The 12914-nt window shown below is 38.2% G+C and carries 12 protein-coding genes; 7 read left to right on the forward strand and 5 right to left on the reverse strand.

Features of this window, described 5'->3' with window-relative positions; all coding sequences use genetic code 11:
* The first annotated feature begins 8 nt into the window (after nt 1-8).
* Both BMW39_RS06130 and BMW39_RS06135 read left to right on the forward strand, forming a co-directional pair.
* Nucleotides 9-2156 carry an outer membrane beta-barrel protein gene (locus tag BMW39_RS06130; RefSeq protein WP_446184387.1) on the forward strand — a complete coding sequence of 716 codons (2148 nt, stop codon included), beginning with the start codon at nt 9-11 and terminating at the stop codon, nt 2154-2156.
* A gap of 137 nt (nt 2157-2293) precedes the next feature.
* Complete coding sequence (locus tag BMW39_RS06135) at nt 2294-2974, forward strand: ATP-binding protein (protein ID WP_051879804.1); 681 nt, start codon at nt 2294-2296, stop codon at nt 2972-2974.
* Here the strand turns inward: BMW39_RS06135 and BMW39_RS06140 are convergent.
* The 5 genes from BMW39_RS06140 to BMW39_RS06160 all read right to left on the reverse strand — a co-directional run bounded on the left by BMW39_RS06140 (nt 2964) and on the right by BMW39_RS06160 (nt 6657).
* Nucleotides 2964-3662 carry an RluA family pseudouridine synthase gene (locus tag BMW39_RS06140; protein ID WP_034973102.1) on the reverse strand — a complete coding sequence of 233 codons (699 nt, stop codon included), beginning with the start codon at nt 3660-3662 and terminating at the stop codon, nt 2964-2966. The genes BMW39_RS06135 and BMW39_RS06140 overlap by 11 nt on opposite strands.
* A gap of 11 nt (nt 3663-3673) precedes the next feature.
* A complete protein-coding gene (locus BMW39_RS06145) occupies nt 3674-4000 on the reverse strand; it encodes a hypothetical protein (RefSeq protein WP_034973104.1) in 327 nt (108 codons plus the stop codon).
* Nucleotides 4001-4095: 95 nt separating this feature from the next.
* On the reverse strand, nt 4096-4947 hold the full coding sequence (locus tag BMW39_RS06150) for a carboxylesterase family protein (protein WP_034973106.1): 852 nt from the start codon (nt 4945-4947) through the stop codon (nt 4096-4098).
* Nucleotides 4948-5021: 74 nt separating this feature from the next.
* Nucleotides 5022-5837, reverse strand: coding sequence for a 3-methyl-2-oxobutanoate hydroxymethyltransferase (gene panB / locus BMW39_RS06155; RefSeq protein WP_034973108.1), 816 nt, complete (start codon nt 5835-5837; stop codon nt 5022-5024).
* A 106-nt stretch (nt 5838-5943) separates the two neighbouring features.
* A complete protein-coding gene (locus tag BMW39_RS06160) occupies nt 5944-6657 on the reverse strand; it encodes a Crp/Fnr family transcriptional regulator (protein ID WP_034973110.1) in 714 nt (237 codons plus the stop codon).
* 95 nt (nt 6658-6752) lie between these two features.
* Between BMW39_RS06160 and BMW39_RS06165 the strand changes: the two genes are divergently transcribed.
* The 5 genes from BMW39_RS06165 (at nt 6753) to BMW39_RS06185 (ending at nt 12846) form a co-directional block, all read left to right on the forward strand.
* Nucleotides 6753-9131 carry a heavy metal translocating P-type ATPase gene (locus BMW39_RS06165; protein ID WP_034973112.1) on the forward strand — a complete coding sequence of 793 codons (2379 nt, stop codon included), beginning with the start codon at nt 6753-6755 and terminating at the stop codon, nt 9129-9131.
* Nucleotides 9132-9242: 111 nt separating this feature from the next.
* The gene (gene ccoS, locus BMW39_RS06170; protein ID WP_034973114.1) at nt 9243-9431 is read left to right on the forward strand and encodes a cbb3-type cytochrome oxidase assembly protein CcoS; all 189 of its coding nucleotides are present in this window, start codon (nt 9243-9245) and stop codon (nt 9429-9431) included.
* Nucleotides 9432-9446: 15 nt separating this feature from the next.
* Nucleotides 9447-11732: a cytochrome-c oxidase, cbb3-type subunit I gene (ccoN, locus tag BMW39_RS06175; protein WP_034973116.1), complete on the forward strand. Its 2286-nt coding sequence runs from the start codon at nt 9447-9449 to the stop codon at nt 11730-11732.
* A 12-nt stretch (nt 11733-11744) separates the two neighbouring features.
* Complete coding sequence (locus BMW39_RS06180) at nt 11745-11942, forward strand: hypothetical protein (protein WP_034973118.1); 198 nt, start codon at nt 11745-11747, stop codon at nt 11940-11942.
* A 19-nt stretch (nt 11943-11961) separates the two neighbouring features.
* Nucleotides 11962-12846, forward strand: a complete 885-nt coding sequence (locus tag BMW39_RS06185) for a cbb3-type cytochrome c oxidase N-terminal domain-containing protein (protein ID WP_034973119.1) — start codon at nt 11962-11964, stop codon at nt 12844-12846.
* The last annotated feature ends 68 nt before the right edge of the window (nt 12847-12914 follow it).

Genomic DNA, 12914 nt, shown 5'->3' on the forward strand with positions numbered 1-12914 from the left:
CTATGAGAATCAAATCTATCATTCCAATCGCTGGATTATTTCTAAGTCAAATTTACTTCGCGCAGGAAACTCCGAAGAAGGAAAGTGACAAAGAAAAACAAATCGAAGCGGTAACCATTACCAAAACTAAAAAGGCCGTCGAACAAAAAGCGGACAGAACAATATACGATTTCTCGGAACAGCCACATCTTAATTCTGGCAACACGCTGGAAGGATTGCAAAAAATCCCGGGATTGGTGGTTTCCGAAATGGCAGGAATGATCTATCAAGGAAAAGCTCTGGATGTCTATATGGACGGACGACCGCTGAACATCTACAGTACACAGTTGACGGCCTATCTGGAAGGACTTCCTGCAAACAGCATCGAAAGAATCGAGATCATCACGCAACCTGGCGCAGAATTCCCCGCAACTTCGGGTGGTGCCATCATCAATATCATCACGAGCAGAAATGCAAAATCGTACTTGTCCGCAACTTACGCCGGTGGTTATCGTTTCAGCAATTATGACCATTTCAGAAGTAAATTCAACAATAGTTTGACGCTGAATTCCAAAAACAAATGGTTTGGATGGCAATTGAACGTCGGCCAATCTTACAACGAAAGCGAAACCAGATCCACGATTGATGAGATTTCGAGATTGTACAATGACAATGTCAATAGAAATCAATATTTGAGAAGTGCTTTCACCTTTGATATTGGACAAGATCGATTGCTTTTGAACTACAATCTCAACTTAGGATCTTCGGATCGTTATGTGGATCGCTATTCTTTGTTCAATGGAACCGAATCGACCGGTAAAGATATCATCGACCAAAGCAATACACGAAATGAGGTGACTGCAACGTATCAGAAGAAATTTGACGATAAGAATAAAAAGTTAGAATTTAAAGGATCTTACACCAATTTCAGTAATGATTTTGGGCAAACTGGAAGAACGATTTTGCCAACGCCTTCCATCAATGATAAAGTTTTGAACAACGGCTCCAACCAAAATGTCTACAATTTCAGAATCGATTATGCTCAGCCGATCAAAGTATTAGATGAAGGTAAATTAAGCTTGGGTGCTTTCTACGACCAACTGGAGTTTTCTGCAGATAACTTTGGAATAGAAAATCTGGATTACAAAAGCAAAACGACTGCTTTCTATTCCGAAGCCAGTGCTACGAAGGGAAAAATGGATTTTGTTTTGGGACTTCGTGGAGAATATTACAACATCAACGGAACAAGTTTGGATTTTGAAACTGGTGGTTATGATAACCTGAGACCATTTGAGAAATTCAAAGTGTTTCCAAATGCGAGCATTCAGTACAACATTATTCCGAAAATCGCTTTCTTTAACGTGAATTATAACAAGAAAATCACGTTGCCTAATGTTGCCAACCTAAATCCAAATAACACGAGATACGGAAACGATAACATCGATTTTTCCGGGAACCCAAATCTCCAGCCAACGATTTTTGATAATTTCGAAGTGAAGTTAAGCGCTTTGAATTACGCTTTCATTGGCTATAACTTTACAAATGCAAAAAATCAGGTGGTTCAAATCGTGGAAAGAAAAGGCGATGTCATTTTGCAAACAAGCGACAATCTTGATCGAATGAAAACGCATAATTTGAATATTGGATTCCCTATTCCATTAGCAATCTTCAACACGCCGTTCAAAGACATTATGAAAATGGATATGAATCCCGATCAGGTGAGTTTTATCTTCCTTTATGGCTCATATCAATTGCAACAAATTGATCAGATCATCAATCCGAAAGGCTACTGGACCTATAACGTGACAGGACAATTTATTTTACCTTATAAAACAAAATTCACCGCAAATTATACTTATTTGACCAAAGGAAACGAGTTCTTTTTCTATCCTAACAAATCATTCTACAATACTTTGAATTTATCTTTGTCAAGAAAATTCAATCATGAAAGAATGACGCTGACGTTGTTTGCCAATGATGTTTTCAATACCAATGAAACCAATCTCAGAACAACCAACGCGCTTCCAAATGTGAACATCCGAAACAAGAATGACACAAGAACTTACGGACTTTCTTTCACTTATAAGATCCCGACAAAAAACAGGTTGGCAAAGGAAACGCCTAACTTGCTAAATCAGGAGAAGAAAGAGGATTCTGGCTCTGTGCAACAATTATAATTAACATTATTGTTCTCATATAATAATCTCTCAATATCAATTGGGAGATTATTTTTGTTTTAAAATCGAAAAATTCATAGTAAATTTTCGATTCAATTCGAAGAATTCATATTAAAATTTGGAATCAATTTGAAAAATTGCTGGAACATCGTCTTGTTTTCGGTTATTATCCCGAAATCGTGAACAATCCTGGCGACGAAATCGAACGTCTGAAAAACCTGACCGAAAGCTATCTGTACAAAGATGTCTTGCAATGGGAAAATATTCAGAAGCCGGAAAAGTTGGAAAAATTACTCACTGCGCTTGCATTGCAAATGGGAAATGAGGTTTCGTACAATGAACTTTCGCAGTGGGTCGGGATTGATAATTTCACGGTTGAAAAGTACATCAGGCTTTTGGAGCAATCATTTATCATTTTCCGATTGGATAGTTTTAACCGAAATTTGAGAAACGAGATCAAGAAAGGAAAGAAAATCTATTTTTACGACAACGGAATTCGGAATGCGATCTTGAATAATTTCAATCCGTTGAATCTCCGTGATGATGTGGCAAAACTGTGGGAAAACTTCTTGATTTCCGAAAGAATGAAAACCAATTCCTATCATTTGAAAAATTTCAAAACCTATTTTTGGAGAACGCACGCGCAACAGGAAATCGACTTTTTGGAAGAAGCCGACGGAAAAATCTCTGCCTACGAATTCAAATGGAATGAAAGAAAAAAAGCAAAAATCCCAAAGAATTTCTCAGAAACCTACAATCCCGAAATCGAGAAGATCGTCACGAAAGATAATTTCCACGAGTTTGTGATCAATCGTTAGATTCACAAGCCTTCCAAACCGCATCAGTCTGCGGAACTGGCGCTATGATCTCAATTTCTTCTTTGGTCACTGGATGAATGAACTGAAGTTTTCTTGCGTGAAGAGAAATTCCGCCATCTGGATTGGAACGTGGTGCGCCGTACTTCAGATCGCCTTTGATTGGAACTCCAATTTTTGATAATTGTGCTCTGATCTGATGATGACGACCTGTTTCCAGATCAATTTCCAACAGCTGGTAATTGTCCAAAGTTTTGATGACAGTGTAAGTCAGAATAGATTCTTTCGCACCGTCGGTCGGCTTTACAAAAACGGTGGCTTTGTTGGTCTTCTCATTTTTCTGTAGGTAATGAACCAGCCTTTGGGATTTCGGGATTATTTCTTTTGCCGTGAGCGCCCAATATGTTTTTTTGACCTCTCGGTTTTTTACCATCACTGTCAATCGCGTCAAAGCTTTCGAAGTTTTGGCGTAAATCACCAAGCCTGAGGTTGGTCTATCGATCCTGTGAACTAAACCTAGGAAAACATTGCCAGGTTTCTCGTCTCTTTTTTTGATGAAATCTTTGATCAATTCCAACAAAGATGAGTCACCCGTTTTGTCACCTTGAACTAATTGTCCGGACTTTTTGTTGATGACCATCATATGATTGTCTTCGAATATGATCTGGTCTTCAGAAAAATACTGATTCATAACTATATATCTTAACCTCTAGAAATCCTTTGTCTATTGAATACCGAAACGATAACGCCTGTAAAAAGTCCAATCGTCTTGATCCTTGCAAATTGAGAATCGAAAGGCAAAAATGCGCCAACAATACACAATCCAGCAGCGATGTACATTAGATATACAAATTTTTGATTAAGAAAAGTTTGCGCCTGGAAGATGAAACTTAAGCCTATCAAAATATAGAAGAACCTTTGATACAGCAAGTCTGTGATCTCAGGAGAAAATAATTTGAACCAGCCTACCGCAAGGCAGATCAACGCTAAAATAGAAAGAACACCTTGTATCGTTTGAGAATTTTTCATGTGAATATATTTAGTTGTATTTCAAATGCCAATTGCAATCGCTCAACATTTTTTGTTGTTTGCGTTTACAAATTATGGCGATTTCATTCTTAAATTTAATTTTTAGTTTGCTTAAAAAGCCATTTCGGAATCTCATCTACCAACTCGGCGGAAAGAATATTGTTGTGATATTTGTCTTTATATTCCCACAGGAAAACGTTTCCTTTGGTTTTCATCTCGTCATAAAACTTGAAATTGCTTTGAGGAAAATTGTCTGTATCCAGACTTCCGTGCACGATCCAGATTGGCATTTTTGTCAGTTTATCTATTTTATCGAATTGAGAAATCCCTGAAACATTGATCGCCGCGGCAAACAGATCTGGTCTTTTGGAGATCGCGTTCGAAGTCGTTGCGCCGCCCATCGAGAATCCCATGACATAGATTCTTTTCGGGTCGATATTTTCTTTTATAATTAATGAATCAATGGACTCTAAAACCAGATCTAAGTGTTCATTAGACTCAGAAACTTTCACATTTCTACTTTCATCAAGATGATAATTGGACGACCGAACTGGAAATTGAGGCAATAAAACATAAGCCTGATATTTTTCCCGATTTTCAGGAAGCAACCAAATTTTTGACAAAACGCCCATTTGAGACGTATTGTTCGTCCCGACTGCACCCGAACCGTGGAAGACCAATATCAAAGGATATTTTTTATCTTGTTTGATTTTCGAAGGTTTCAGAAAACGATAATTCACAGCTACTTTCCCATCATCAAATTTCCCTGCTTTGAAATCAGAATAATCAAGATTTTTGATTGCCTTGATCCTTGCCAAAGATCTCAACGAATCTTTTTTATCGTAGATCTCTGTTCTCGTTCCAAATTTGGTTTGATGACAAACGCACGAAACGATTGAAGATAAGATCAAGACGAAAGATAATAATTTAGAGATTTTCTGGATCATCCTTATTTAATTATAATTAAAAACCCTTTCAAATTTTTGAGGTCTGAAAGGGCATTATCTATTTTTATGTTTAATTAATAACTTTCCTTCTCGTTCGGGAAGTCAGCACTTTTCACATCTTTCACATATTGCGAAACTGCGCCAGTGATCTCGCTATAAAGATCCAAATATCTTCTAAGGAACTTAGGTGAAAACCCTTGATTCATCCCGACCATATCTTGGTAGACCAAAACTTGACCATCACAATCCGGTCCAGCTCCAATCCCAATCGTAGGAATCGAAATACTTTCTGAAGCTCTCTTTGCAAGCGCTGCTGGAATCTTTTCCAGAACGATTGCGAAACATCCAAGTTCTTCCAAAAGTTTACAATCAGCGATTAGTTTTTCTGCTTCTGCATCTTCTTTCGCTCGTACTTTATAGGTTCCAAATTGATAGATACTTTGAGGCGTCAAGCCAAGATGCCCACAAACCGGAATTCCAGCATTGATGATTCTTCTGATCGATTCTTCGATCTCTTTTCCACCTTCGATCTTCACAGCGTGAGCGCCACCTTCTTTCATCATTCTTACCGCGGATTCCAAAGCTTTCTCCGGATTGCTTTGATAAGTTCCGAACGGAAGATCTGCCACGACCAAAGCTCTTTCCACACCACGAACCACGCATTGCGTGTGGTAGATCATTTGGTCGAGCGTAATAGGCAAAGTCGTTTCAAAGCCAGCCATTACGTTCGCAGCAGAATCACCTATCAAGATAGAATCTACGCCGCCAGCATCCACCATTTTCGCTGTTGTAAAATCGTAAGCTGTTAGCATTGTGATCTTTTCCTTATCGAATTTCATTTTTCGTAAGGTCTCGGTAGTGATCTTTTTTATTTCTGAGTGTACAGACATGATTATGAATGATAAATTATAAGTGATAAATGATTACGAAAGAAAATAATTGATAAAAATGTTAGAAGAATGAATTGCAAATCATTGATTGCTCATCGATTATCATTTATATAACAACGTGACCGAGTTTGATCAGTTTGTCGCGGTTTAGGATCTTGATGTTTCGTCCTTCCACAGAGATCAGATCATCTTGTTTGAATTCTGAGATCAGTCGGATCGCGCTTTCTGTAGCCGTTCCGATAAGATTGGCAATTTCCTCTCTCGTCAAAGAAATTTTGATGAATCCTTCTGGATCAGTTCCCAGTTTTTGTTCTAGCAAAATAAGGATCTCTGCTAATCTTTCTCTCACTGTTTTCTGTGCAAGGAAGGTTACTGTGTTCGCAGATTCGCCTAATTCGTAAGCAATCTTTTGAAGCATTGCGTAAGACAATTTGGAATCGACCTCCAACAAATGCAAAAATACATCGGAAGGTAAAAACTGAACTTTCATAGGTGTCATTGCTTCTGCTTTTGCCTGGAAATTTTCCCCACAAAGCAAAGAGCGGTAACCGATGAGATCATTTTCTTTGCAGAATCTCAAAATTTGATCTTTCCCATAAACACCTGACTTGGATAATTTTGCAGTTCCTTTTTCGATAAAATAGACACCTTTTGGCGACTCGCCATCGTCGAAAACCACATCACCTTTTGAGAATTCCAAAACTTTTAGCGCTTTTTCATATACTTCAAAATCTGTAGAATTAAGACTTTCGCGCAAAGAATCTTTATGGAAAGCTTTCGAGAAATTTTCTTCTATAACCAATTGTTGTTCAAGAGACATACCTATGACATTTGTCAGCAAAAATAAGACTTTTTAACGCTACATACCAATATTTTTGCCGTAATTTTGCAATCCAAATATCTGAGTAATTTTTAATGGCAGAACAATGTTTTCACTGCGGGCAAAATATCGATAAGGAACAAATTCTTTTTGATGAAAAATTATTTTGCTGCAACGGTTGCCAATCGGTTTATGAAATTCTGAACGTTCATAATCTTGACAATTTTTACAATATCAACAAACGTTCTGGGATAAGACCTAGCAACGAAAACAATTCACAATTCGACTATCTCGACACGCCCGAAATCTTCAACAAAGTGATAGATTTCTCAGAAGGCGGCACAACGCTTGTGACCTTCAAGATTCCGGTAATCCACTGTTCTTCTTGCATTTGGCTTCTGGAAAGTCTGCACACCATCAACAAGAAAATCAAATATTCTCAGGTCAATTTCACCAGAAAAACACTTCAGGTCTCTTTCAAAGAAGAGGAATTGAAATTAAGTGAACTCGCAAAATTCCTGACAAATCTTGGATACAAACCCATCATCAACCTCGAAACGGCTGAGAAAAAACACGACAAACTAGATAAAAGTCTTCTTATCAAATTGGCGGTTGCTGGATTTGCTTTTGGAAACGGAATGTTTTTCAGCTTCCCAGAATATGTTTCGGGAGAGGACGTTTGGTTCCATTCTTACAAACATCTATTCCGGGTTCTTTTGTTTTTGTTTGCAACTGCAGTTGTATTTTATTCAGCTTCAGATTATTACAAATCCGCTTGGTACGGTTTGAAAAATAAGATCATCAATATTGATGTTCCAATTGTTTTAGGAATATTCGTGCTTTACGGCAGAAGTATTTACGAAGTCGTAACAGATTATGGCCCAGGCTATTTTGATACACTTTGTGGATTATTGTTCTTTATGCTGCTCGGGAAAACTTTTCAGAAAAGAACTTACAACACACTTTCCTACGACAGAGATTACAAATCTTTCTATCCAATCGCGGTTACCAAAGTCGATTTTGATGGAAAACAGGAAAATATCTTGCTTTCCGAATTGGCTGTTGGCGATAGAATTATGGTCAGAAATCAGGAAATCATCCCTGTTGATTCGATTTTGATAAAAGGCGAAGGTAATATCGACAATAGTTTTATCACAGGAGAATCTGCGCATATTTCCAAAAAACCGGGCGATAAGATTTTCGCCGGTGGAAAACAGTCGGGTTCAATTCTGGAACTTGAAGTTATCAAAAGCGTGGACCAAAGTTACCTGACTCAACTTTGGAACAAGGAAGCTTTCAAAAAATTCGAAACCGGACTTGACACATTAACAAATACGATTAGTAAATACTTCACATTCATTATTTTAGGAATTACGCTTCTTGCTGGAATCTACTGGGCGAGAATTGATATGGAGAAAATGTTCCAGGTGGTTTCTGCAATTTTGATTGTAGCTTGTCCGTGTGCTTTGGCGTTATCGGCACCATTTACTTTTGGTCACATTATGAGGATTTTAGGCCGAAATAATTTCTACGTAAAAGATACTTTGACGATTGAAAGACTGGCGAAAATCGACACTTTGGTTTTTGACAAGACGGGAACCATTACCGAAAGTAAAAAATCGAACATCAATTATTTCGGAACTCAGATTGAAGATTTTGATTTGAAGAATATCAAGTCTTTACTTAAAAATTCGAACCATCCGCTTTCAAAATCACTTTACAATTTCATTGAGGTGAATGATGATTATTTTGAAGTCGAAGATTTCGTTGAGATTTCAGGAAAAGGCTATCAGGGGAAAGTTCGTGGTGCGACCTACAAAATTGGTTCAGCGAGTTTTACAGGTGAAAAATCCCAAGATTTAGAAACGGCGGTTTACATTAAAAAGGATGACCATTTCATTGGCAAATTCACTTTCAAAAATGAATACCGAAGCAATCTTTCTACCCTTTTCAGCCATTTAAAAAATTATAAAATCAATATTCTGAGTGGCGACAATCCTTCAGAAAAATCGATTCTGGAAAAACTGATTCCAAACGTTTCGGAGATGAAATTCAATCAAAATCCGGAAAACAAACTGGACTTCATCAAGGAACTCCAAGACAAAGGACAGAAAGTGGCGATGCTCGGCGACGGATTGAATGATGCTGGCGCTTTAAAACAGAGCAATGTCGGAATTGCTATCTCGGATGACAGCAATTCTTTCACACCATCTTCTGACGTGATTATGAACGGTGAAAAAATCCCAGATCTGGATAAATTCCTAGCACTGGCGAAGGACGCAATTACGATTGTAAAAATCACATTCATAATTAGTTTGTGTTATAATGTTGTGGGTGTCAGCTTTGCGGTTTCCGGACATATGCATCCACTTTTTGCCGCGATCTTTATGCCTTTGAGTTCTGTCACAGTCGTTACATTCACGACACTTTCAACCTGGCTTCGAAGTTCCAAATACTTCAGGATAAACATTTAGAACGCCCTTATTTAGAGCGATTATAAATTATCCATATTTGCACCATTCTGACCAAAGTCAGTAATTTTCACTAAATTTGACGACTGTTTTTACCTTAAATTTGTCGCAGTTATGGAGATTCTCTATTTGATGATTATCTGCAGCGTTTCTTTAGCTGTTATTTTCCTGGTAATTTTTATTATTGGTGCTAAAAAAGGACAGTTTGAAGACGATGAATCGCCTGCCGTCAGAATCTTATTTGATGACGAGGTGAAGACAGAAGAGGAGACAGAAACTCCTGACAAAAATGATAAAGAATAATTGCTATTTGTAGATATGGAAACACAAAAATTTAGTTATGACAACGGTATTGTTCGCGCTTTTCTTATCGCGACGGTCGTTTTCGGTTTATTAGGTTTTTTATTAGGACTGACGGCTGCGTTGTTGCTATTTTACCCTGAATTACCAGAATTTTTCCTGGGAACTGATGACCCTACGATTCAATCGCTAAGAAGCGGCGGAATGCAGGGATTGATTGATTCTCAAGGTGCTTTCGGATTTGGACGTATTAGAATGATGCACACGAGCACCGTAATTTTCGCATTCGTAGGGAACAGCTTCTTTGCAGGATTTTACTATTCTATGCAGAGATTGTTGAAAACCAGAATGTGGAGCGACACTCTATCTTGGGTTCATTTCTGGGGATGGCAGTTGATGTTGGTGACGACACTTATCACTTTCCTAATGGGAATCAACACTTCCAAAGAATACGCAGAGCACGAGTGGCCAATCGATATTTTGATCACGGTTGTATGGTTGATCTTTGGTTTCAATATGTTTGCCACAGTGGCAACAAGAAGAGTAAGGCATTTGTATGTGGCGATCTGGTTCTACATCGGAACTTGGGTTGCAGTAGCTATGCTTCACATCTTCAATAACTTAGAAGTTCCTTTATCCTTCACAGGATGGAAATCCTATTCTGCTTACGCAGGTGTGAAAGATGCCTTGGTACAATGGTGGTATGGTCACAATGCGGTAGCATTTTTCTTAACGACGCCAGTTCTTGGGATGATGTACTACTTCGTTCCTAAGGCGGCAGACAGACCAGTTTTCTCCTACAAACTATCGATTATTCACTTCTGGTCGTTGATCTTCGTCTATATCTGGGCAGGTCCTCACCACTTACAATATACTTCTCTACCAGCTTGGGCTCAGGCAGTAGGAACAGGTTTCTCTATTATGCTTATCGCACCATCTTGGGGAGGAATGCTAAACGGTCTATTGACTTTGAGAGGAGCTTGGGATAAAGTTAGAGAAAATCCGGTTCTTAAATTCTTTGTCGTAGCAGTAACTTGTTACGGTATGGCAACTTTTGAAGGACCACTTTTGGCAACCAAAACCGTAAACAAAGTAGGTCACTTTACAGACTGGGTAATTGGTCACGTTCACTTAGGTGCACTTGGATGGAACGGATTTATGGCCTTTGGGGTTATCTATTATTTAGTTCCAATTATGTGGAGAACCAAACTTTGGTCTGTAAAACTAGCTAACTGGCATTTCTGGTTAGGAACATTCGGGATCATTTTCTACGCAGTTCCTTTGTATATCGCTGGATTTACACAAGGTTTGATGTGGAAACAGTTCAACCCAGACGGTACTTTGATGTACAAAAACTGGTTGGATACCGTAACTGCGATCTTACCATTCTTCAAATTGAGATTCCTAGGTGGATTCCTATATTTCTCTGGAGCTGTACTAATGGTTGTGAACTTAATTGCAACCGCTAGAAAAGGATCATTCCAAAAAGAAGTTCCGGTAGAAGTTCCTGCATTGGCAAAAATCAACAAAGGAAGAAAGGAAGGCGAAACATTCCACCTTTGGTTGGAGAGAACACCATTATATTTATCAATATTATCATTCGTTGCAGTAGCAATTGGTGGATCATTAGAAATCTTACCAACCATATTCGTAAAAGACAACGTCCCTACAATTTCAGCCGTGAAGCCTTATTCACCATTGGAATTAGAAGGTAGAGATCTATATATCAGAGAAGGTTGTAACTCTTGCCACTCTCAGATGATCCGTCCTTTCCGAGATGAAGTTGTAAGATTCAATGGTAAAAACGGACAGTATTCCAAAGCTGGTGAATATATCTATGACAGACCATTCCTTTGGGGTTCTAAAAGAACTGGTCCGGATCTACAGAGAGAAGGTGGCGCAAGACCAGATTCTTGGCACTTCAAACACATGTACAATCCAAGATCGACTTCTGCAGGTTCAATTATGCCGAGATTCCCTTGGTTGATTGAAAATACACTCGACAGAAGCAAGACGAAAGCTAAATTGGAATTGATGAAGAATACTTACGATGTTCCATACACAAAAGCTCAAATAGACTCTATGGATACTTGGATGAACAATCAAGCGAGTGTCATCGTGAAAAATGTATTCTCTGAAGCGGCCGACGTGAAAACATCATTTGCAGAAGCGAAAGCGAACAAAGCGAAAGATGGCGAGCAATTTGTTCCACTTGAAAAGAGAGAGATCGTTGCCTTGATCGCATACTTGCAGAGATTAGGAACTGATATCAAAACGACAGAAGTAAAAACAGCTAGTAATTAAATTTAAAATAAAATGATTCCGCAAAGTTTTAAAGACATCGTCTCCAATGTGGAAAATGCAGGTTTGTTTCAGACCATTGCAATGCTCATCTTTATTTTGTTCTTCGTGGTAATGGTTTATGTTGTAATCAACAGGCCAAAAAAATATTATAAAGAAGAAGAAAATGCACCTTTGGAAAAAGATGATGAGGACGACAGATTTACTTTGTAATTAAAAAAGATAATTAATCATGAAAAGAAGAACACCTGCTTATATTAATATTCCGATCGTTTTAGGATTACTAATTATAGTTTTTTATATGTTTACCCAAACATCAGATTTCCTGTCCACCAAGTTTTTCCTTGGAACAGCTTTGATCAGTATTGTAGTGGTATTCATCCAAGGTGCAATTGGTGATCTGATAGAAAATGAAAAGTTCAAAAAGCTAACAGATACTGAGAAAGCAACATATCTTGCGGAGAAAAAAGTTCCTTACTTCCAATATCTTTGGAATGGTGCTTTCAAAAGCCAATCAGAAAAAGAAGAGAAAGATATCCTTATCGACCACGGATTCGATGGCATTATGGAACTTGACAATCAGCTTCCTAAATGGTGGTTAGGTCTTTTCTATTTTGGAGTAGCTTACTGTATCCTTTATGTTTCATCTTATTTCTTGACAGATTTTGCTCATCCTTACAAAGAATATGAGCAGGAATACAGAGAGCAGACTGCTGCGATCAACGAATATATGGCAACTGTAACTCAACCAACTATCGAAACTGCAGTATTCTCTGAGGATAATGTAGAAGCTGGAAAAGCTGTTTTCGAAACCAACTGTGTGTCTTGTCACGGAGAAGGTGGAAAAGGTGGTATTGGACCTAACTTGACAGATAACTTCTGGATCAACCAACCAGAGAAAACATTATTTAAAAATGTGTTCTACATGGTTGAAAATGGAAGTACAAATAACCCTACAATGCAGGCTTGGGGTAAGAATGGTGTCGTATCTGGATTTGAGATTCAGCAAGTTTCGGCTTATGTTTACCACATCAACCAAGAGCAGGCTCCTATCACACCTGCACAAGGTGGCGCAGCTCCACAAGGGACTGAGGCCAACTGGGAAAAAGCTAAATAATATCATACAAAAGAGATTGTCAAAGAATATCATCCGCTTCGGAATGGTATTTGAAAATGAATAGTACA

It is taken from the genome of Epilithonimonas lactis (genome assembly GCF_900110605.1).
Taxonomy (GTDB): Bacteria; Bacteroidota; Bacteroidia; order Flavobacteriales; family Weeksellaceae; genus Epilithonimonas; species Epilithonimonas lactis.